We start from the raw sequence: 22,265 nt of genomic DNA, 5'->3' as shown, positions 1-22,265 counted from the left end.
ATTATTTTATAATTTTTTTCTGGATACCGTGGACAAGCCACGGGATGACACAACACTTTTTTAGAAGCGTCCACAATACTAATTAAACTTACCTAATGCTAAAAGAATTATTTTCTGCTCCTAAAATATCTTATGATATTGAAACAATTAATATTTTACGTCTTATTAGGAGTGAAAATATCGGTCCTAAAACTTTCTTTAGTTTAATTAAATTATTCGGTGATGCAGCAACTGCCATAGATAACGCTCCGGATTTTTCATTGCGAGGCGGAAAGTCAAAACCAATTAAAATTTTCAGTAAAAGTGATACTGAAAAAGAGTTAGAGCTTCTTGAAAAAGACAATGCTAAGATTATCACATATAAATCTCCGGAATATTCAAAATTATTACTTGAAATTTATGATCCACCTCCAATATTAAGCTATAAAGGTAATATAGAGTTATTAAATCATAATAAATGCGTTGCAATAGTAGGTGCAAGAAACGCTTCTGCAAACGGAAGAAGTTTTGCTCATAAAATTGCAAATGATTTAGTAAAAGAAGGGTATATAACTATTTCAGGATTAGCAAGGGGGATAGATAGCAGCGTACATCAAGCTGCAATTTCTCAAACTATCGGAGTTATTGCAGGCGGTATTGATCATATATATCCACCGGAAAATAAAAAACTATTTGAAAATTTAGCAGAAGAAGGTTTAATATTAGCTGAGTTACCTATCGGCTCTACCCCGCTTGGAAAACATTTTCCACAGCGTAATAGGATAATATCGGGGCTAGCCTTAGGAGTAGTGATAGTAGAAGCAAGCTTAAAATCCGATTCATTAATAACTGCAAAATTTGTACTTGAACAAAATAGGGAAATATTTGCCGTTCCCGGCTTTCCTTTAGATCCAAGAGGTCAAGGTACAAATAAATTGATTAGAGAGGGAACATATTTAGTGGAATCAGTGGACGATATTGTAGCTAATTTACCGCAATATGAAGAATTTATGAAAAAAGATGATGGATTATTTAAGGATTTTGTTGAGTTAGGAACAGTAAATACGAGATATGTTAAAGAACCGTCACAAAAGGAGCGTACCGCTATATTGGAATTATTATCTATTATCGGCAGTACCTATAGATTTTGAATATTTACAAAAAGAAACGGAATTACCGCTTCCTATTATATATACGGTAATATTAGAATTAGAACTCGCCGGCAAAGCAATATGTCACGCCGGCAATAAAATATCATTAGTTTACGCCTAATGCTCTATGTCATTCCCGCGTAGGCGGGAATCCAATACTTTAAAGCTTTTAAAAAGCTTTATTTGAATAAAATCTTGATCAAAAAGATTTTTTAAAAAGCTCGATTTATCTGCTTTACGCTGGATTCCCGCCTTCGCGGGAATGACATAGTAAAGAGTGGGGCAAATAATAATAGAATAATTATTTTTATAATGGAAAATAACTATCGATGAAATTAGTAATAGTAGAATCGCCTGCAAAGGCAAAAACGATAAATAAATATTTAGGTGATGAGTTTAAGGTCATTGCATCATTCGGTCATATTAGAGATTTACCTTCTAAAAAAGGCTCAGTGTTACCTGATAAAAATTTTGTGATGAAATATGATATTTCCGATAAAGCCGGTAAATATGTAGATGCCATAGTTAAAGATGCTAAAAAAGCTGATGCAGTATATCTTGCAACCGATCCGGATCGTGAGGGTGAAGCTATCTCATGGCATGTTGCAGAGGTAATAAAAGAAAAAAATAAGGTTAAATCCGATGATTTTTTCAAAAGGGTAGCCTTTAATGAAATCACTAAAAAAGCAATTATTCATGCCGTTGATAACCCTAGAAAACTTGACGCTAACTTAGTAAATGCCCAGCAAGCAAGAAGAGCTTTAGACTATTTAGTCGGCTTTACCCTTTCACCTCTTTTATGGCGTAAATTACCTGGATGTAAATCGGCGGGACGTGTACAGTCCGTGGCTCTACGATTAATATGTGAGCGAGAAGATGAAATAGAGCATTTTAAGTCGGAAGAATATTGGGATATTAGCCTTAAAATGCAAAATAGTAATAATGAACTATTTACTGCTAAATTGACTCACGTAAATGATCAGAAGTTAGAAAAATTCTCAATTATTAATGAAAAAGACGCCAAAAATTTAACTAAAAAATTAAAATCTCAAAATTTTCATGTTGATAAGATAGAAAAGAAACAACAAAAACGTCAGCCGCAACCTCCTTTTATTACTTCATCACTACAACAAGAAGCAGCAAGAAAATTAGGTTTTAGTGCTAAAAAGACTATGCAAATAGCACAAAAACTTTATGAGGGCGTTGACATAGGTAAGGAAACTATAGGGCTTATTACCTATATGAGAACTGACGGCGTTACATTATCAAATGATGCAATAGCTGATATACGTAAGTTAATCGATAAAAATTACGGTGACAAATATTTATCGACTAGCCCTAGAATTTACAAATCCAAAGTAAAAAATGCTCAAGAAGCTCATGAAGCTATAAGACCGACAAATATTACTTATACTCCTGATAGCTTAAAAGAAAAGCTAGAAAAGGATTATTATAAGCTTTATGAACTAATTTGGAAAAGAACTATAGCCTGTCAAATGGAAAATGTGATAATGGATTTGGTAGTTGCAAGTTTGGCTTCGGAAAATAAAGAATATTTGGCGAAAGCAAATGGATCAACTATAGCATTTGACGGGTTTTATAAGGTTTATCGTGAAAGTGTGGACGATGAGGCTGAAGAAGAAAATAAAATGCTGCCGCCTTTAAAAGAACAAGAACCGCTTAAAACTAAAGAAATTATTCCTAATCAGCATTTTACAGAACCTCCTCCAAGATATTCGGAAGCAAGCTTAGTAAAAAAACTTGAAGAGCTTGGGATCGGTCGCCCTTCGACCTATGCTAGTATTTTATCAGTTTTACAAGATCGAAAATATGTTTCTCTTGAGAAAAAACGATTTATGCCTGAAGAATTAGGACGTTTGGTAACGGTATTCTTAGTCGGTTTTTTCAAGAAATATGTAGAATATGATTTTACCGCAGGTCTTGAAAATGAGTTAGACGAAATAGCAGCAGGTAAGCTTGAGTGGAAAGCTGCCTTAAATAATTTTTGGAGCGGTTTTAACCATAATATTGAATCGGTAAACGAACAAAAAATAACCGAGATTATTAGCTATGTACAGAAAGCCCTTGATTATCACTTGTTCGGTGAAAATAAAGAATCTAAAGTTTGTCCTTCATGTAAAACAGGCGAGCTTAGTTTAAAGCTCGGTAAGTTCGGAGCATTTTTAGCATGTAGTAATTACCCTGAATGCATTTTCAGAAAATCTATTGTTAGCGGTAACGAGAATGATGGCGACCTTGCCGCTACTCCTAATGAGAATAAAATTTTAGGCACTGATAAAGACAGGATAGAAATATATCTGAAAAAAGGACCTTACGGACCTTATATTCAACACGGCGAACAAGAAGACAAAGTAAAGCCAAAACGTAGCCCCGTGCCTGCTAGCTTGAATCAAAACGACATCACACTTGAGATGGCATTAAAGCTTCTAAGCTTACCGCTAAAAATAGGTATTCATAAAGATAGCGGCGAGGAAATTATGATAGGATACGGTAAATTCGGTCCTTACATAAAATATATGGGTAAATTTATTTCAGTGCCAAAAAAATATGATTTTCTAAATTTAAGCTTAGATGATGCGATGAAACTAATTGAAGATAATAAAGCGAAGTTAGAAAAGAAACAGGCGTAAGAGGATGTAGCATTGCCGCCCTCGTCATTGCGAACGACCACAGGGAGTGTGGCAATCCAGTAAAAAATTCTGTAAATCAGAATTTTTTTATTATTTTTCTGGATTGCCACGTCGCTTCGCTCCTCGCAATGACGAGAAAATAGTACGAAACACTAAAAAAATAAGTAAAAATGACAAAAGTTATAACACGATTTGCTCCGTCACCGACTGGTATGTTACATGTCGGAAATATCAGGGCGGCACTACTTAACTGGCTATATGCAAAGAAGCATAACGGGCAGTTTATTTTAAGATTTGACGATACGGATTTAGAGCGTAGTAAACAGGAATATAAAGACGCTATCGAAGAAGATTTAAAATTTTTAAATCTTAATTGGGATCAGACATTTAATCAATTAAGTCGTTTAAGTAGATATGATGAAATCAAAAATCTATTATTAGACAAAAAAAGATTATATGCCTGCTATGAGACTCCTGAAGAGCTAGAATTAAAGCGTAAATTTCAATTATCTAAAGGTTTACCACCAATTTATGACCGTGCTAGTTTAAATCTAACTGAAGAACAAACACAAAAATATACAGAGCAAGGAAGAAAACCGCATTATAGATTTTTGGTAAATTATGAACCGATTAGCTGGCATGATATGATCAAAGGCGAAGTTAAATATGACGGCAAGGCTTTAAGTGATCCAATAGTGATAAGAGCAGACGGTAGTATGACCTATATGTTATGCTCGGTTATTGACGATATTGATTATGATATTACTCATATTATTAGGGGTGAAGATCACGTTAGCAATACCGCTATTCAAATTCAAATGTTTGAGGCTTTATATACTACTCCTCCGACTTTTGGACATTTAAGCCTAATTATTAACAAGGATGAGAAAATTTCTAAAAGAGTCGGGGGATTTGAGATTGCAACTCTTAGAAAAGAAATCGGAATCGAAGCTATGGCAATAGCTAGCTTTTTTAGCTTACTTGGTTCATCGGCACAAATCTTACCTTATAAATCAATGGAGAAGCTAGCAAATCAATTTGAGATAAGTAGTTTTTCTAAAAGCCCGACTATCTATCAGCCGGAAGATTTGGAAAGACTAAATCATAAATTATTGATAAGTTTAGATTTTGACGAAGTAAAAGAACGCCTTAAAGAAATCGATGCCGAGTATATTGATGAAAATTTTTGGTTATCGGTAAGACCTAATTTACAAAAATTACGTGATGTAAAAGATTGGTGGGAGATTTGTCATAAAACTCCGAATGTAGAAAATCTAAATTTAGATAAGGACTATTTAAAGCAAGCTGCAGAATTATTACCGCAAGGAGAAATTACTAAAGATAGCTGGAGTATTTGGACTAAAGAAATAACAAATATAACAGGCAAGAAAGGTAAGGAGTTATTTTTGCCTCTTCGCCTTGCTTTAACCGGTAGAGAATCAGGACCGGAAATTGCAGGAGTTTTACCTTTGATTGATCGGGAAGAGATAATAAAACGATTAACTAGTGCGTAACTCTCTATGTCATTCCCGCAAGGCATTGCCCGCGTGGATACTGAAGGTCGTCATTGCGAGCGACTGAATGTCTTGTTGCATGGCTCGAAAAACACGCTCGGTGTCATTCCTGCGAAAGCAGGAATCCATCATAAAGCGAGCTTTTAATTTAAAAAATTTTCTGTATTTATACTTTTTTTCTGGATTCCCGCTTTCGCGGGAATGACATAAAGAGCATTACCGGTCCATGCAACAATGCCTGCTCGCAATGACGATTGAGTAAACAATAGACTTCTTGCATAACCTATCTTATAAAGAGGAATTTGAAGGAAACACGGAATGCAGCACCATAGCGTATATAAACATACGTGAGGATACTAGTACCGGATTGACGTATAAATTACCTTTAGAAGGAGGTTTGCAAGAAGTCTAATATTTTAACTATAATACTCTATCATATTAGTATTAATAGCACCGGCAAGTTCTGCAGTATCGCCGTAGATATTATCAGCGATAAGAGAAACTATACCTGCTGCTCCTGCCATTAAACCTTCCACAGTTTCACAAGCTACATATCCTGCAGCTATCCCTGCTTTTATTGTATTTTCTGCACATTTGATAGAATCGTACGGCGAAATTGCAATTGCTCCTAAAGCACAAGCACCTATAAGAACAGGCGGATTGTAATAAGCAAAAGTTGCAAGGCTTGCTACAGTTGCTTGAGCAAATGTAGATATAAAAGAATAATTAGTGCTTACATCAGAAATAACACCTTGAAAGAACATACAGCACTTGCACCATTCTCTATCACATTAATAGCATGTTCTGTTGCTAAGGTAGCATACATTGTGAAATCTGCCGCAGCTTTGGTAGCATTTTGAAAATGAATTGTAACACTATCAAAGTAACTAGATGTTTTTTTTGAGGTTTGTGGCCCTGTATAGATTTTTGTCATGATTTTTCCCCTTAAAATTAAATCGTGACGACACATTATAACTTAAATGTTGGGGCGTGTCAATGAATATTATTAATAAAAAATTAATAAATAAGTAAGTGGGAGTTAATATATAATTCCTAATTTCTGAAATAAATCATTATCTTGTTTAGGCATGGGGTTAGCAGAAGTTAAAAGCTTTTCCCCATAGAATATTGAATTAACGCCTGACATAATACATAAAGATTGTAATTCATCAGACATTTGTTTTCTACCTGCCGATAAACGAATATACGATTTTGGAATCATTATTCTTGCCAAAGCTATTACTCGAACAAAATCAAAAGGATCAATATCTTGCACATTTTCTAATGGCGTACCAGGAATTTTTATTAGCTTATTGATAGTTACCGATTCAGAGGTTCTTCAAGGTTTGCAAGAGTTAAGATCATATTAATACGATCATCGTTGGTTTCTCCCATTCCTAAAATACCGCCGCAGCATACTTTCATCCCGGAAGCACGAACATAGTGCAAAGTATCTAACCTATCCTGAAAAGTGCGTGTTGTAATAATTTTATCGTAAAACTCTTTTGAAGTATCAATATTATGATTATAAAAATCAAGCCCTGCTTCTTTTAAAATAATTGCTTGATGCTCTTTTAATAACCCAAGCGTAACGCAGGTTTTAAACCTAATTTTTGATCTCCTTAATCATCTCACAAACCAGCTTTAAGTCTTCATCACGTAGGCCACGCCAAGCAGCTCCCATACAAAAGCGGGTACTACCTGCTTCTTTAGCACGTTTTGCTGCCGTAATCACTTCCTCAATTTGCATCAAAGGTTCTTTTTTTACATAAGTTTTATAGTGAGCATATTGAGGGCAGAATTTACAATTTTCAGGACAACTTCCTATTTTAATACTTAAAAGGCTACTGATTTGGATCTTACTTGGATCAAAATTGGCATGATGCACTGTTTGAGCTTGATAGATCAGCTCCATAAACGGAAGGCTAAAGATTTCTTTAACCTCATCAAAAATCCATTTTTTCATTTCTAAAAATTACTTTCGTTATTATTTTCGCTTTATATTTTTAACGTAAGAAAATAAAGAAGAAAAAACAAAAAGTTTAGCAAGACCGCTTGGAATGAAAATTATAAATCCGCTATAAATTGCTTGCTTTAAACCTATCATACTTGCAAGCCAGCTAACGCCGAATAGATAAAATATAGTATGACCGATAATACAAATTATAGTAATGTTTACAAAATTCTTAGGTAACTTATCATTTAAAGCACTCATAACGGGAGTTCCGATTAAGAAGCCGAGATAATAGCCTCCTGCTGCTCCTAAAAAGTAATTTATTCCGCTGGAAAATTTACAGAATACCGGCAAACCCATTACACCTACAAAAATGAAAGTCAGCATAGTTAGAAAACTAAGGCGTGGACTATAAGTAAAAGCGATAATACAAAGTATTACGCTATGCATCGTAATTGCAACCGGTTTTATAGGAATACTTATTTGGGATGAAGCAAAAATAGCCACTACTCCCATAATTATTTTAACAATATCTAGAGCATAAGAATTTGTATTTAAATGTTCTACAACTCTATTCGGATATAATACTTTTAATAGAGAATTCATGACACACCTCATTATTTAGTTTATATTTTGCTTTTGGATAATATAAAGAAATAAAAAAAAGAAAAGTAATATTTTACAACATGAATTTTCTATTATTAATTGTTAATTATTTTATTGCAAAAGATTTAAAAACTAAAAAACTTTTTGATTTTTAGCTTATCTTCTTTAGACAAATTAGGCTTGAACCTGCATATATCTTTTTTATTAGCACTTTCAGGTCTAAATTTAAACTTACCTTTAGTTGTTTTGATTGTAACTATCTGATCAGGAGAACCCCATTTAAGAAAATCATATTTTATAACTATGTCCCCGTTTCTAAGTCCGGATTTATAAGCGTTACTATTTTCATCAATATTTTTTATTATATAATTATTTATTAAAGCATCTTTATCAAAACCACGGTCATATGCCCCCATTTTTATTTTCTCAATCGGCAGCACTTTAGCAACATTAGCTAAATCTATAGTTTTACCTTGTTCTATATATTCATTTATCTCTTTATCTATCCCTTTTGGAACATAATCTTTAACTATTTTTTTAAAATAATCGCTTGAAAATTCTTGTTCTTTTGAGTTTTTAAACAAATCAAGCATAACATTATCCAGCGATTTACTCCTATTATTTTCTTTAATGAGATTATCCAAATAAAGTGCAAAAACAAACCCACGATAATATGGCAATCTTTGTACTGCATAATCTTTCCAATAATCTGTTTTGATTAAATTATTAGGTTCATTTATTACAGGTGATAAATAATAATCCTGAAAGAATTGGTTAAATGCTTCTACAAACTCTTCAAGTGTTATAACTTCGGCACGCAAAGCTAAAACACGTGAATAATAATCGGTAAACCACTCACTCCACCAATAATTTAATCCTCCTAAGTTATTACGTATTTTCTTCCCTGTCCAATTATGCAAATGTTCATGAGCAAGTAACATTATATAATCCTGTTTGTCCAAACCTTGAGGAATAAACGCGGTAAAACTATTTGTTAAACCTGTTCTGTCCATATGTCTAGGTTGATTCCCCTCGATTAAGCTTATTAGATAATAAGGAAAATCATTATCATGGAAAAATGCTCTTTGTCCCTTGATAATTTTATTTATATAAGAAGCTATTTCTTCATCTTTAAGATCAAACTGACCATGCAGAGAAAGATATACAGGATTTTTTTGATCGACAATTTTGTAAACACGTAAATCACCTGCTGCATAAACTGCACTATATAATTCAATCGGCGTAACTTTAAATTTCATGCTTTTACCAAGACCATAATCTAATATTGTTTTCCAGCTATCAGGAATATTATTCCATCCAATATTAAACTCTACTATGTCATTTCCATTTAAATCGCCGGGAGTAGCAAAAAGCCCGTAACCCGGTGAATGAATTAAATTTTGTCTAATTATTGCTTCGTGGATATCACAAGGATTACCGGTTTTTTGATATATTTCGTAGCTTAAACAAATAATATTGATTTTTCCCGTATTTAAAATAGCTTCATTTGAGTCTTGATTTCTAAACTGCAACTTTCCAATAGGATATTCTAGCTTAACATTTTTGATTTGCTAATAGTATGAACCGCTTGCCCAAGCATAGGGTAAATCTAAAATAACTTCACCGCTCATATCGCCTATTATTTCCGTTTCAACTTTAACAGCTGAAACAGGCATATTAGACAAAGGTGTTATTTTGTAATTTATTTGCCGATAAGTATTTGCTAATACTAGATTTGGAATTAGAATTATGAATATTATCAAAAAATTTTTTAGAAAGTACATTTTCAAAACTCATGGATTTTAGAGATTATTTAGATTGTTGTACGACTCTCGATGCCATTCCTGCGTGGCATTGTTGCATGGATACTGAAGGTCGTCATTGCGAGGAGGTATTGTTGCATGGCTCAAGAAATCTGCTCGATGTCATTCCCACGAAAGCGGAAATCCAGCATAAAGCGAGATAAATCGAGCTTTTAATTTCAAAAATTTGTTGTATTTATACCTTTTTTTCTGGATTCCCGCTTTCGCGGGAATGACATAAGAGCCATGCAACAAGCCCGCAATTTCCTCGCAATGACGGATAAGCTGGTCCACACAACAATAGCTGCTCGCAATGACGATATCTATGTAGGCATATATTCTATTTAATAATTATTCCTGACCATTAACTCATAAGCTTCTTCGTCTTCAAGCCATTTAGCGTTTTCTATTAAATATAATTCTTGAAATGCGGCGAGTTTTGGATCAGGTTCTCCCATTAAATGTTTAAGCCCGTCAAATAAAATACCTAAAAATCCAATATTATTTTTTTACAATAATCTCTTACATCTTCAACATGCTTTTCACGGTCATCAATAAATACAATAAAACTAGCATTTAGTTCTTCAAAAAATTTTGATAAAGTCCCGCTCTTTGAATGATTACCTGTTATAAATATCCCTTTATAACAAATAGCATCATCCTTTTGTCCTGAATTACATGCTGCTAATTCTTCATTATCTGAAAATTCTATACCTAGACTCTTTAATTCTTTATATCGTCAATCTTGCATCGAAAGAATATTGCCGAACTCTCCCGTATTCATTTGTGTAAGAGCATAAACAGGAAACTCTGCCTTAAGCTTATTTATAACTTCTACCCACTCTTCATCAATTAATATTACTTTTCGCTGAAGTCGCCAATTACTGACAATTTCTTCATAATTATCATAATTACTTTTATTTTCCTTAATTCTATCAATCATTTTATTATAAGGCAGCTTCTTAAAAGTTTTTGATTTAGGAGTTATAATAGTATCGTCAACATCAATAAATATAGATACATCATCAGGGGCATTTTTTATTATTAAATCATAGATTTTTGCGGCACTATCGGCAGTTTCAAAATCTTTCATATGTTATTAAATTCAATCCTAAGCTCTTTAGTTAAAATATCCATCAGCTCAAATCCTACTCTATTTTTCCATTTTCCTTGTTCATAAAAAAAATGATAAGGACCGCTAACCGGTGACGATAACCAAATTTCTTTAGCGGCACTTTGTTTATTTATTACATATATACCCTTATCAGTATCAAGATTTAATATATTACCTTGTAAATCTACGTCTATACTTGCTTCTTTGTCTTGCTCTTCTATCGTGTCTGCTATATATGCAATTGTTGTTTCAGCTATTTTACTAAATTCTGTATTATTCATGAGAACATCCATTAAATGGATAAAAATATACGAAGATCAACTTCAAAAAGAGCAAGGAGTCTATAAGACGAGGAGCGGAGCGTATCTTAATACGTGAGCACCGCAGATCTTATAAGACGACGTAGCCAATTTTTGAAGTTCATCGAGTAGATGGTTGTCAGGATCAATTTCCGGCTCAGGTACTCTAATCAAACTTTTTCTATAAGTTTCAACAAATCTATTATGATCATTAAGATTGTTAGAAAAATTATGTCCGCCTTTACCGTCAACCACAAAAAATAAGGCATCCGTTTTAGCAGGTTTTACCACTGCTTCTAAAGATTTTAACGACGGACAAGAAATCGGACCGGGTGGTAAACCTTTTTTATAATAAGTATTATACGGCAGTTCTTGCAATAAATCTTTTTTTGTTAAAGCTCTTGCTAATTTAAATTTTCCTTCAGTCAAAGCATATATAGTAGTCGGATCGGCTTGTAACTTCATATTTTTCTTTAAACGATTAATGAATATTGCTGCTATAATAGGCTTTTCTGCATTTGAGCCGGCTTCTTTTTCAATTATCGAAGCTAGAGTTAATACTTCAAGTCTAGTTTTTAACGGAGAATCCGGTGCAAGATTTTGCATTACCTTATCTAAATTAGCAGACATTAAATTTCTCATTTGATCGATTATCTGCTCTTTTTGATCTCCATAAGAGAAAAAATACGTTGACGGCATTAAAAACCCTTCCGGTATTATCCCTTTTATTTCTCCAAATAAACGATTTTCTTCATTAATTTTTTTTATAACCTCACTAACTACCGTACCTTCCAGGACAATTATCTTATGTATTATAGATTTACCGCTTGCTAATATTCTTAAAGTTTGCAGAGGCGATATATTACGAGTAAACACATATTCACCACTTTTAAGAGGTCTTTTTATAGAATAAATTTTAGCAATTACCTTAAAAATTCTCGGATATTTGATTACTTCATTAGAATAAAGTTTTGTAACTATTTGATTTACGGATAATTTAGGTTCAATAATTATCGTTTTATTTTGAGTAAGATTACCCGGCACAAAAATATAAAATATACCAAAATTTAGCAAAGTAATAAATATAGTTAGAGATACTATAACTAAAAAAAGTTTAGTTTTTAATAGGTTTTTTAACATAATAACTATTATTTTTATAAGACTTAGAAATATTGACAAAAAAAATTACCACGAAATATGGTTTTTTTCTTGACATTTGAAATAACATATAGTAAAACTAACTTAAAGTTTGGTTGAAGTTAAATATTTGCTGAAAATTATATAGTTTTTGCTAAATAAATCAATAGTTTTAATATTTAGTAATTAAAATATTAAAATTAGATAACTAACAAGCAACAAATTAATAATGTAAACCAATTTACTATAACAATAGTATACTCCTGTAAAATGAAAAGTTAAAATTTTTATTACAAACAAAAAATATAAATCTTTATTCATAGTTCATATTACTATACCGGCGTTAATACTGATCTTATAATGGGCATTATATATTATGATACAAGATCACAATACCGATCTAAAACACGAAGAACATACTGAAAGGTTAAAAGCTTTACAAAATAAGTTAGGAAACTTATCCGGTTTCTTGACAACAATGCGTTCTGATAACAATGAGGAATACAAAAAAATTTCCAATGATTTAGAAATTTTAATGAAACAAATTAATACTATAAGAAAAAATATGGAAATATATTTTGTTATTATATTAATATTAATGTTTATTATAATTCAGAAAATGTTGTGGACCACCGGTTCAAGTACTAATCTTTCTCTTTTAACAACTTTATTTTAGGTTCTAAGAACTCCTGTTTAATAATTTCTGCAGCTATATAAGAAGGTATAGCATCATCTAGATCACTTGATACAAGCGAATTTTCTAAGCTAAGCCTGTGCTCACGTACTTTTGTACGCTTAGCTAGCTTGCCTTTAAATTCATCGTGTCTAAAGCTTTCTGATTTTAGCTGTAATCGTTTTGATTTAAATCCTAATTGCTGCAAAATTTTTTGGCTTTCTATTACCTGCTCATACGCTTTTTTAAAATTAAATAATAACTCTTGAAGCTTATTACTCATAAGACTAGCTCGGCAATTAAATTGGATAAATTCTGGAATTATTTCGCTACCTGCTATAATATTTATCAACGTAACATATTTTATTTTTATCAATAGCCTGATAATAAAAAAGCTTATAAGATTAATTTTATAAGCCACAATCATAGGAGTACCGGAAGCTGCTATCTCTAAAGTATTAGTACCGGATTTTGCTAAAGCTGCATCCGCGACAGCATAAGTTTTAAGTCTCTCACTTGAAAATAAATAATTAAACTTAACATTTTCTAAAAACGGCTTTATTATTGCCTCATGAGCAGGATTTGCAAGAGTAAATATAACTTTAAGATTATTACAACTCTTGAATATTTCTTCTATTGAAGAAATAAAAACCGGTAAATGCCTTAGAATCTCTCCTTTTCTGCTTCCAAGAGTAACACATAAAACTCTCTCATTCTCATCTATTTTAAACTCTTCACGTAAAGCTATTTTATCACTATAAAACTCCTGCTCCATAATCGGATGACCTATATATCTACAGTCAAGACCAACTTTAGTAAAATATGGAGGTTCAAAGGGTAGTAAAGCAAATAAACAATCATAAATTTTAGCGTATTTTACTGCCCTGCCCTCTTTATACGCCCAAACTGACGGTGCAACGATATGAATCATTTTCAGCTTTGGTAAAAGTTTTCTTACTCGCTTTGCCACACGATAAGTAAACCCTGGTGAATCTATGGTGATTAATAAATCGGCTTTACTATTTATTATATCCTCCACAGTTTTATCAATTAATTTTTTAAGCTTAAAAATATGAGGCAAAATTTCTACAAAACCCATTAAATTTATGGAAGTAATAGGAAATAAGCTTTTAAAGATACCAGCTTCCTCCATATATTTACCGCCGACGCCAATAAACTGTAATTCCGTGTTGTTTTTTAAATGCTGAATTATGCGTCCACCGATAAAGTCTCCTGACATCTCACCGGCTATAAAGTAAATTTTTGTCATATATATAATATTCTTTTATTTGTCATTCCTGCGAAAGCAGGAATCCAGTACTTTTCACCGTCATCCCGTGGTCAAGCCACGGTATGACATTTCGCTTTTTTCTAGATTCCCGCCTACGCAGGAATGACATTGAGTAGGTCTTTCAATTCATGCAACAACGCTCTTTTGCGAGCATGGCATAGGCGACCATGCAGTAACCTCTTTATCTAATACTATAAATAAATGAAGAGTTGGTATACGAAGATCAATTTCAAAAAGAGCAAGGAGTTCACAAGGCGAGGAGCGGAGCGTATACTTAATACGTGAGCACCACAGCTCTTGTAGAACGACGTAGCCAATTTTTGAAATTCACCGAGTATACATATTATTAAATTCCATTTTACGGTAACTCAAAGCTTCAGCAATATGAATTTTCAAGATCGGCAATCATGCGTGCTACTCTAAGTATTCGGTTATAAGCACGCATTGATAAACGAAATTTATTTGCCGCTTCATTCAGTAAATCCCTACCTTCATCTGCAGGCATAGCGTAATCTATTAATAACTGCCCGTCTAATCTGTTATTTGTTTTAATATTATACCATCATATCTTTTTTCTTAAATCAAACGCACTTTCTCGACTCTTGCAGCTATATCTTCAGATTTTTCCTCAGAATTATCTGTAATAAAGTCATAATTATAAATATTAATATTTGATACTTCTATATGCAAATCAAATCTATCCATAATAGGTCCTGAAACTTTCATTTGATAATCGCTAGCACATTTGGGGGCTTTCATACATTCTTTATAAGTATCACCCAAATAACCGCATTTACAAGGATTCATAGCTGCTATTAACTGAAAATTCGCTGGATATTTTATATGAGCACTTGATCTTGAAATCAATATTTCACCGTTTTCAATAGGTTGTCTTAAGGAATCAATAACATTATGTGGGAATTCAGGTAATTCGTCTAAAAATAATACGCCGTTATGAGCAAGCGTAATTTCACCTGGCTTTACTTTTTTTCCCACACCCCCACCGATCATAGCAGCAAGCGAGCATGAATGATGCGGAGTTCTGAACAGCCTTACTTTTGTAAGCTTACCGTCTGAAAATTTTCCAGCGATACTTGTAATCGTGCTGCATTCTAAAATTTCTTTTGTAGACATTTTAGGTAGTATACTGGGAAGACAGGCAGCAAGCCTTGATTTACCGGTTCCGGGAGGACCGAACATTAAAAGGTTATGCCCTCCTGATGCTGCAATTTCTAAAGCCCGTTTAGCAATTTTTTGACCTTTTATATCTTTAAAATCGGGATAATTTATCGGCTCATCTTGCAATTTAGCTTCCGGAGGAGTTAAAACTTGTGAACCTTTAAAATGATTTACTAGTTCAATTAAATTACCTGGAACAAGTATATTATCATTACCCGACCAAGCAACTTCTGAACTATTTTTACTTGAACAAATAAGTCCTTTACCTCTAGCAGAAGCCCCAATCGCTGCAGGTAGAGCTCCGCCTACCGGTAAGATTGAACCGTCTAATGATAACTCTCCTATTATTAAATATTCCGCAATTTCAAGTTCAGGTAAAATATTCATTGCGGTAAGTATCGAACAGGCAATCGCAAGATCGAAATGGCTTCCCTCTTTTACTAAATCTGCCGGAGCTAAATTTATTAAAAATTTTTTAGTAGGTAGTGCAAGCCCTATAGAAGATAACGCTGCTTTAACTCGTTCTTTTGATTCAGCTATAGTTTTATCGGCAAGCCCTACTATAGTAAAAGCAGGGATACCCGGTGATATTTGTACCTGCACGTCAACATCAATAATATCAATTCCATTAAACGTTAGACTTGCTATATGAATTATCATGAAAATTTTTCTTCAAATGCTATTTTGTGAGACAAGTATTGTTGGAGGCTCAAATCGTCACTGCGAGCGACTGAAGACCTTGTTGCACGGATGGAAGAACCTACTCGATGTCATTCCCGCGTAGGCGGGAATCCAGTAAAAAAAGTATGAATACGGTAGATTTTTAAAGCTAAAAGCTCGATTTATCTCGCTTTACCCTGGATTCCCGCCTCTACACGGGAATGACATAAAACGATCCATGCAACAAGGCCTACGGCTGCTCGCAATGACGAAAACAACAATCATTAATCAAAAAAGCATACTATAGAACAAACTTAGCTAAGTCAAGATTAGTTATTATTTTTGATAATTGATTTTCTACGAATTTATCATCGATAGTTATTTTTTTGCCTTTCATTTCGCTAGCTTCAAAGCTTATATCCTCAAGCAAATTCTCAAGTATAGTATGCAGCCTTCTAGCCCCTATATCTTCGACTTCTAAATTAACGGTGATCGCATAATCCGCTATCTTCTCAATAGCAGAAGCAGCAAATTCAAGATGCACGTCTTCAGTACCTATTAACGCCGAATATTGCTTTATTAAACTAGTTTCAGGCTCAAGCAATATTTTAATCATATCATCTTTGGTGAGTGAATTTAATTCCACTCTAATCGGTAATCTTCCTTGTAACTCCGGTAATAAATCAGAAGGTTTAGCAATATGGAAAGCACCTGAAGCAATAAATAATATATGATCAGTTTTAACCGGTCCATATTTAGTATTAACCGTTGTTCCTTCTATCAAAGGTAGCAAATCTCTTTGCACTCCCTCTCTACTTATTTCAGCATTTTTTGCTCTGGAACTACCGGTTGAAGCTATTTTATCAATTTCATCAATAAAAACTATCCCATCATTTTCAGCTAAATTTATAGCTTGCTGAATAATTTTTTCTTGATCTATTAATTTTTCTGATTCCTCAGGTATAATAATAGCCATAGCATCTTTAACTAGCATTTTTTTTGTTTTAGTCTTACTGCTACCAAGGGCTCGTCCAATCATATCGCCAAGATTAAGAACGCCCATAGATGCTCCCGGCATGCCCGGTATTTCAAAACTTCCACCACCGACAGGTGTAGTATCAGCTACGCTAATTTCGATTTCCGTATCATCAAGTTCGCAGTTTAAAATTTTTTCTTTGAACTTTTCTCTAGTCTCACTACTAGAAGTTTTACCTACTAAACTATCTAATATTCTCTCTATCGCTTTTTCACGTGCATTAATATCTACTTCTGTTTTTGCTAAAGTTTTTTCAGTATTAACGGCTATTTCGACTAAATCACGAATTATTGATTCTACATCACGCCCTACATATCCGACTTCGGTAAATTTAGTTGCTTCAATTTTATAGAAAGGAGAATTAGTAAGCTTTGCAAGGCGTCTTGCTATTTCCGTTTTTCCGACACCGGTTGAACCGATCATTAAAATATTTTTTGGTACTATTTCATTACGTAAATTACCTTCTACTCTTTTACGACGACAGCGATTTCTAAGTGCAATAGCAACAGCTTTTTTGGCCTTTTCTTGACCTACGATAAATCTATTAAGTTCATTAACTATTTGAGAAGGGGTAAGCCCCATAGGGTCTTTTTGATAAGTAGTTTTAGTAGCTTTCATACAACTTTTTCCATTATAATATTATGATTAGAAAATACACACAAATCTGCAGCTATATTCATAGATTTTAAAGCAATTTCTTCAGCAGTTAAATTGTTCTCGTAAGACATTAAAGCACGAGCGGCAGATAGTGCAAATAAACCGCCTGAACCTATTGCCGCAACATTATTTTCAGGCTCTACGACATCACCGTTACCGGTTAAAATTAATATATGATTACGATCGGCAACAATCATCATTGCTTCCAAACGTCTCAAATATTTATCGCTACGCCAATCTTTTGCAAGCTCAACTGCACTTCTAAGTAGATTATGCTTATGTTGCTCTATCTTTACTTCAAGTTTTTCAAATAACGCAAGACCGTCAGCCGTAGAACCCGCAAAACCAGCAATAATTTTATTATTTGCTATAGTCCGAAGTTTTCGTGCTGTAGATTTTAGTATAGTATTACCATGCGAGACTTGTCCATCTGCTGCTATAATTATTTCTTCGTTCCTTTTTAAACAAAGTATTGTTGTGCCGTGTAAGGCTAAATTATCTGACATAATATAAAATTTATTGATATTAAGTTGTTAATTAGGTACTATATAGTATTGAATTACTCCTAAATAAAATGAAGAGTTATTCGACACAGCTTCAAAAAGAGCTAGGAGTTCAAAGTCCTCGGAACGAAAGCCGTTACTTAATATAGTTCGTACCGCAGCTCTTGTAGAACATTGTCACCAATTTTTGAAGTTCTATCTTAGTATATACTCAAATGATTTCAAGAATTGAATTTGTTATCAAATGGTGAACGCATGCAGCTTATACTTAATAAGTGAGTACGTGAATCCATGAAGATAACAAAGAGCAATTCTTGAAAGCAGCAGAGTATACTTGACTAATCAGGTTTAATTAATTATTGTTCCTTGAATTTTCAAGGCTTAAACTTAAATAATGAATATATACGCAATATACATTAACTCCACACAAAAAAATAATAATTTTATTGTTATTGAAGAAGGCTTTTCATGGATAGCTGCTCTTTTAAGTATATTTTGGGCATTATACCATAAAATGTGGTTAGTTGTTGCTATTGCCGTAATAGCGAATATAATCGTTACGGCGATTAATATCGAAGAGTTAAAGTTTATATTTAAAATAGTCTTAATATTAGGCTTCGGCTTTTTTGCTTCAGATATTAGAGAAAATTATTTAAAAAGAAATAATTACCGACTAGAAGATATAATAATCGCCAACTCTAGCATTGAAGCTGAATTGAAATTTTTAGAAGGTAACGTCATTACGAGCAGTCGTAGACTGCGTGGCAATCCAGAAAAATAATAAAAATGCTACGCATTTCTGGATTGCCACGTCGCTTTGCTCCTTACAATGACGATTTAGTGTTCATACAACAACACCTAATTTTTCTCGCAATGATGGCAACAGGAATAAAATGATGTATAACAAAGAAAATGTTTTTGCAAAAATTATAGATAAAAATCTTCCGGCAAAAATAATTTATGAAGACGAACAAATTTTAGCATTTAAAGATATAGCACCCGTAGCACCTGTACATATTATCGTTATACCTAAAAACGAATATATAGATTATGCGGATTTTATCTCTAAAGCTCAAATAGACGAAATAAAACATTTTTTTGCTAAAATTTCCGATATAGCGAATGAAGGGGGTTTAGATAAAGACGGTTATCGTTTAATAACTAATAAAGGCGAAAAATCGGGACAAACTATTTTTCATTTTCACTTCCATATTATCGGAGGCGAAAAACTCATCGGATTAATAAATAAATGACTAAAAAATACAATATTGCAGTAATCGGAGCTACAGGAAATGTAGGGCGTGAAACTCTAAATATTCTAGCTGAGCGTAATTTTCCCGTTAATAAAATTTATGCTATAGCTTCAGATAACTCTATCGGACGAGAAATAAGTTATGGAGAAAAAATACTGAAAATCAGTAGTTTAACTAATTTAAATTTTGATGATATCGATATTGCTTTTTTTTGTGTCGGTTCAGAAGTTTCAAAAGAATTTGTACCTAAAGCTACTGCTAGTAATTGTGTAGTTATCGACAAATCCTCACTTTTTAGAGTTGACAATGAAGTACCGTTAATTGTACCTGAGGTTAATTTATCAACACTTACAGAGTTTAATACTAAAAATATCATAGCTAACCCTAACTGTATAGTAATTCCGCTTGCAGTAGCATTAAAACCGCTAGATAATGAAATAAAGATTAAAAGAGTAGTGATATCTACTTATCAATCAGTATCAGGAGCAGGTAAAGTAGGAATGGACGAACTCTACGACCAAACAAAATCTAAATATGTTTTTGGAGAGAATGATCCTAAGAAATTTCCAAAACAGATTGCATTTAATCTTTTTCCTCATATAGGTGATTTAAATAAAGACGGCTATACAAGTGAAGAAGCAAAAATTGCTTTTGAACTAAACAAAATTATGGGCAATCACTTTAAAGCTAGTGTTACTTCCGTGCGAGTACCGGTATTTATCGGTCATTCTATATCGGTTAACATAGAATTTAACGACAAAATGGATGCTAACATCGCTGAAGAAATATTACAAGACGCAGATGGAATTGTTACAATTTCTAATAATAATGACCTCGCTTATATCTCGCCCGTTGAAGTAGTAGGCGAAGATGCCGTATATGTCTCCCGCATTAGAAATGACGTAAGTAAATCTAATACGATAAATCTATGGATCACATGTGATAATTTACGTAAAGGAGCAGCTTTAAACAGCGTTCAAATTGCTGAAGAACTAATTAATAATTATTTATAATGTAACTAATATGGATAATAACAATAATAATCTAAATAAAAAAAAACCGCTAGTAATAGCATTAGGTGAATGTAGAACAGCTTTTTGGATAGTCTTTTGGTTTGCTTTTGTAATCAACTTACTAATGTTAATTACTCCTCTTTACTCGCTACAAGTTCTTGATAGAGTCCTTGGAAGCGGTAATCTACAAACATTATTATTTTTATCAATAATAATCGCATATATCTATTTTGTTTATGGATTATTACAAATTGCTCGTTCTTTTACACTTATAAAGGTAGGAGAATGGCTTGATAGAACAGTAGCTCCCATAATTTTTGCTTCTTCAATTTCTGCAGCTGCAACACGAGCAAATATGGGTTCTAGCCAATTATTACGTGATTTTCAAGCCGTTAAAACATTCCTAACAAGTACCGGAATTAATACTTTATTCGATGCCCCTTGGAGCCTTATCTATATTGCCGTTATTTTCTCAATTCATCCATATATCGGTCTTATTACCGTTTTTGGTGTAGTTATCATAGTTTCAACCGCTTTCTTTAACGCTGCCGCTACTAATAAAACGCTCGGTGAAGCTACCGAATTTTCGATAAAAGGTATGACACAAGCCGATATTGCGAACAGAAATGCAGAAGCAATTGAAGCAATGGGAATGATGAAGAATGTTACAAAAAATTGGCATAAATTTAACATATTAGCACTTGATAAACAATCAGTTGCTAGCTATCGTAACGGTGTTATTTCTAACTTTTCAAGGTTTATCCGTAACATAATGCAAATGGCTGTTACCGGAGTCGGCGCTTACATTGTTGTAAAATCTCACAGTGCAGATATGACTCCCGGTAATATGATTATGAGTTCTATCATAGTCGGTAGAGCTCTTGCTCCTTTCGATAATGCTATTGATTTATGGAAAAGTATGAGCGGTGCTATTAAATCATACAAAAACATTAATAATTTATTTAATACTTATTCTTCTAGAGATGAAGCGATGCCAATTCCGAACGTTGATGGTCATCTTACTGTTGAAAATATTTATTATGCTCATCCTATACCGAAACATTTACCACAACCTCCCGTACCGAAATATATCTTAAAAGGCGTTAGTTTTGCAGTGCAGCCGGGCGAAGTTTTAGCAATTATCGGTCCTTCAGCTACAGGAAAATCAACTTTAGCTAAAATCATAGTCGGGGTATGGAAAGAATCATCAGGTTCCGTACGTTTAGATAGTGCTGAAATTTATCGTTGGAATAGAGAAGATTTTGGTAGACATGTTGGCTATCTTCCTCAAGGAATAGAACTTTTTAGCGGTAGTATTAAACAAAATATAGCTAGAATGGAAGAAGATGCCGATCCGCAAAAAGTTATTGAAGCAGCTAAAATAGCCGGAGCTCATGAAATGATATTAAGATTCCCTGACGGTTATGATTCTGATATCGGTCCTGCAGGCTCTAATCTATCAGGTGGTCAAAGACAACGTATCGGGCTTGCTAGAGCTTTTTACGGCAATCCAAAACTCATCATTTTAGATGAGCCTAATGCTAATTTAGATGAGGCAGGTGAAGTTGCCCTTGCAAGTGCCTTAAAACAAGCAAAACTTAAAGGAATAGCAGTTCTTGTAATTTCACATAGACCATCCGTATTATCCGTTGTTGATAAAATTCTAATATTACAGGATGGAGCCGTTGCAGTTTACGGAACGGAAGAAGAGATTCAAAAACACTTTAAAACTTTAAAAAGCGGTACAATTCATATTAATAACTAATAATGTCATACCGTGGTTAAGTCATAGT

At 33.3% G+C, this 22,265-nt stretch carries 23 protein-coding genes and 2 pseudogenes; 11 read left to right on the top strand and 14 right to left on the bottom strand.

Annotated features, from left to right (window positions below):
* The first annotated feature begins 95 nt into the window (after window positions 1-95).
* The 5 genes from dprA to SB78_RS09565 all read left to right on the top strand — a co-directional run bounded on the left by dprA (window position 96) and on the right by SB78_RS09565 (window position 5,442).
* Complete coding sequence (dprA, locus tag SB78_RS01320; RefSeq protein WP_241773650.1) at window positions 96-1,130, top strand: DNA-processing protein DprA; 1,035 nt, start codon at window positions 96-98, stop codon at window positions 1,128-1,130.
* Window positions 1,051-1,251, top strand: a complete 201-nt coding sequence (locus SB78_RS10515; protein WP_241773649.1) for a DprA-like winged helix domain-containing protein — start codon at window positions 1,051-1,053, stop codon at window positions 1,249-1,251. The genes dprA and SB78_RS10515 overlap by 80 nt, the downstream gene beginning before the upstream one ends.
* A gap of 208 nt (window positions 1,252-1,459) precedes the next feature.
* Window positions 1,460-3,781: a type I DNA topoisomerase gene (gene topA / locus SB78_RS01315; RefSeq protein ID WP_041077912.1), complete on the top strand. Its 2,322-nt coding sequence runs from the start codon at window positions 1,460-1,462 to the stop codon at window positions 3,779-3,781.
* 170 nt (window positions 3,782-3,951) lie between these two features.
* Window positions 3,952-5,295 carry a glutamate--tRNA ligase gene (gene gltX, locus SB78_RS01310; RefSeq protein WP_041077910.1) on the top strand — a complete coding sequence of 448 codons (1,344 nt, stop codon included), beginning with the start codon at window positions 3,952-3,954 and terminating at the stop codon, window positions 5,293-5,295.
* A 6-nt stretch (window positions 5,296-5,301) separates the two neighbouring features.
* Complete coding sequence (locus SB78_RS09565; RefSeq protein ID WP_158510074.1) at window positions 5,302-5,442, top strand: hypothetical protein; 141 nt, start codon at window positions 5,302-5,304, stop codon at window positions 5,440-5,442.
* Between the two features lie 269 nt (window positions 5,443-5,711).
* On the opposite strand, the gene SB78_RS10510 is transcribed toward SB78_RS09565, so the two are convergent.
* The 5 genes and pseudogenes from SB78_RS10510 to SB78_RS10500 form a co-directional block, all read right to left on the bottom strand.
* Window positions 5,712-6,059, bottom strand: a complete 348-nt coding sequence (locus SB78_RS10510; RefSeq protein WP_241773648.1) for a hypothetical protein — start codon at window positions 6,057-6,059, stop codon at window positions 5,712-5,714.
* Window positions 6,029-6,229 (bottom strand): hypothetical protein, encoded by a 201-nt coding sequence (locus tag SB78_RS10505; RefSeq protein ID WP_241773647.1) that lies wholly within the window; start codon window positions 6,227-6,229, stop codon window positions 6,029-6,031. Before SB78_RS10505 ends, SB78_RS10510 begins: the two co-directional genes overlap by 31 nt.
* Window positions 6,230-6,334: 105 nt before the next feature.
* Window positions 6,335-7,261 (bottom strand): annotated as a pseudogene (bioB, locus tag SB78_RS01300) (biotin synthase BioB).
* Between the two features lie 21 nt (window positions 7,262-7,282).
* Complete coding sequence (locus SB78_RS01295; protein ID WP_096334731.1) at window positions 7,283-7,867, bottom strand: biotin transporter BioY; 585 nt, start codon at window positions 7,865-7,867, stop codon at window positions 7,283-7,285.
* A gap of 113 nt (window positions 7,868-7,980) precedes the next feature.
* Window positions 7,981-9,387, bottom strand: coding sequence for a M61 family metallopeptidase (locus SB78_RS10500; protein ID WP_241773646.1), 1,407 nt, complete (start codon window positions 9,385-9,387; stop codon window positions 7,981-7,983).
* Between the two features lie 303 nt (window positions 9,388-9,690).
* On the opposite strand from SB78_RS10500, the gene SB78_RS09560 reads away from it, so the two are divergent.
* Window positions 9,691-9,834, top strand: coding sequence for a hypothetical protein (locus SB78_RS09560; protein WP_158510073.1), 144 nt, complete (start codon window positions 9,691-9,693; stop codon window positions 9,832-9,834).
* Window positions 9,835-10,144: 310 nt separating this feature from the next.
* On the opposite strand, the gene SB78_RS10495 is transcribed toward SB78_RS09560, so the two are convergent.
* The 4 genes and pseudogenes from SB78_RS10495 to mltG all read right to left on the bottom strand — a co-directional run bounded on the left by SB78_RS10495 (window position 10,145) and on the right by mltG (window position 12,210).
* Window positions 10,145-10,369, bottom strand: a complete 225-nt coding sequence (locus tag SB78_RS10495) for a DUF2608 domain-containing protein (RefSeq protein ID WP_241773655.1) — start codon at window positions 10,367-10,369, stop codon at window positions 10,145-10,147.
* Window positions 10,370-10,396: 27 nt separating this feature from the next.
* The gene (locus SB78_RS10490; protein ID WP_241773645.1) at window positions 10,397-10,750 is read right to left on the bottom strand and encodes a hypothetical protein; all 354 of its coding nucleotides are present in this window, start codon (window positions 10,748-10,750) and stop codon (window positions 10,397-10,399) included.
* The gene (gene cyaY, locus SB78_RS01275; RefSeq protein ID WP_041077906.1) at window positions 10,747-11,052 is read right to left on the bottom strand and encodes an iron donor protein CyaY; all 306 of its coding nucleotides are present in this window, start codon (window positions 11,050-11,052) and stop codon (window positions 10,747-10,749) included. Before cyaY ends, SB78_RS10490 begins: the two co-directional genes overlap by 4 nt.
* Before the next feature lie 139 nt (window positions 11,053-11,191).
* Window positions 11,192-12,210 (bottom strand): annotated as a pseudogene (mltG, locus tag SB78_RS01270) (endolytic transglycosylase MltG).
* A 373-nt stretch (window positions 12,211-12,583) separates the two neighbouring features.
* Between mltG and SB78_RS01265 the strand changes: the two are divergent.
* On the top strand, window positions 12,584-12,883 hold the full coding sequence (locus SB78_RS01265; protein WP_032139557.1) for a hypothetical protein: 300 nt from the start codon (window positions 12,584-12,586) through the stop codon (window positions 12,881-12,883).
* Here SB78_RS01265 and lpxB read toward each other — a convergent pair.
* The 5 genes from lpxB to hslV form a co-directional block, all read right to left on the bottom strand.
* The gene (gene lpxB / locus SB78_RS01260; RefSeq protein WP_041077901.1) at window positions 12,852-14,150 is read right to left on the bottom strand and encodes a lipid-A-disaccharide synthase; all 1,299 of its coding nucleotides are present in this window, start codon (window positions 14,148-14,150) and stop codon (window positions 12,852-12,854) included. The genes SB78_RS01265 and lpxB overlap by 32 nt on opposite strands.
* A 397-nt stretch (window positions 14,151-14,547) precedes the next feature.
* The gene (locus tag SB78_RS11640) at window positions 14,548-14,676 is read right to left on the bottom strand and encodes a magnesium chelatase subunit ChlI family protein (protein WP_338390871.1); all 129 of its coding nucleotides are present in this window, start codon (window positions 14,674-14,676) and stop codon (window positions 14,548-14,550) included.
* Window positions 14,677-14,747: 71 nt separating this feature from the next.
* Window positions 14,748-16,010: a YifB family Mg chelatase-like AAA ATPase gene (locus SB78_RS09895; protein WP_338390870.1), complete on the bottom strand. Its 1,263-nt coding sequence runs from the start codon at window positions 16,008-16,010 to the stop codon at window positions 14,748-14,750.
* Between the two features lie 301 nt (window positions 16,011-16,311).
* On the bottom strand, window positions 16,312-17,664 hold the full coding sequence (gene hslU / locus SB78_RS01250; RefSeq protein ID WP_041077899.1) for an ATP-dependent protease ATPase subunit HslU: 1,353 nt from the start codon (window positions 17,662-17,664) through the stop codon (window positions 16,312-16,314).
* Window positions 17,661-18,209: an ATP-dependent protease subunit HslV gene (gene hslV / locus SB78_RS01245; RefSeq protein WP_041077897.1), complete on the bottom strand. Its 549-nt coding sequence runs from the start codon at window positions 18,207-18,209 to the stop codon at window positions 17,661-17,663. The genes hslU and hslV overlap by 4 nt, the downstream gene beginning before the upstream one ends.
* 391 nt (window positions 18,210-18,600) lie before the next feature.
* Here hslV and SB78_RS01240 point away from each other — a divergent pair, with 391 nt between their 5' ends.
* The 4 genes from SB78_RS01240 (at window position 18,601) to SB78_RS01225 (ending at window position 22,237) form a co-directional block, all read left to right on the top strand.
* Complete coding sequence (locus tag SB78_RS01240; protein WP_041077895.1) at window positions 18,601-18,987, top strand: DUF2628 domain-containing protein; 387 nt, start codon at window positions 18,601-18,603, stop codon at window positions 18,985-18,987.
* Between the two features lie 115 nt (window positions 18,988-19,102).
* Window positions 19,103-19,459: an HIT domain-containing protein gene (locus SB78_RS01235; RefSeq protein WP_041077893.1), complete on the top strand. Its 357-nt coding sequence runs from the start codon at window positions 19,103-19,105 to the stop codon at window positions 19,457-19,459.
* Window positions 19,456-20,472 carry an aspartate-semialdehyde dehydrogenase gene (asd, locus tag SB78_RS01230; protein WP_041077891.1) on the top strand — a complete coding sequence of 339 codons (1,017 nt, stop codon included), beginning with the start codon at window positions 19,456-19,458 and terminating at the stop codon, window positions 20,470-20,472. Before SB78_RS01235 ends, asd begins: the two co-directional genes overlap by 4 nt.
* Window positions 20,473-20,482: 10 nt before the next feature.
* Complete coding sequence (locus SB78_RS01225; protein ID WP_041077889.1) at window positions 20,483-22,237, top strand: type I secretion system permease/ATPase; 1,755 nt, start codon at window positions 20,483-20,485, stop codon at window positions 22,235-22,237.
* The last annotated feature ends 28 nt before the right edge of the window (window positions 22,238-22,265 follow it).

It is taken from the genome of Rickettsia asembonensis, assembly GCF_000828125.2.
Lineage (GTDB): Bacteria > Pseudomonadota > Alphaproteobacteria > Rickettsiales > Rickettsiaceae > Rickettsia > Rickettsia asembonensis.
The sequence above is the reverse complement of the archived record's forward strand: the minus strand, read 5'-3'. Positions and strand labels throughout refer to the sequence as shown.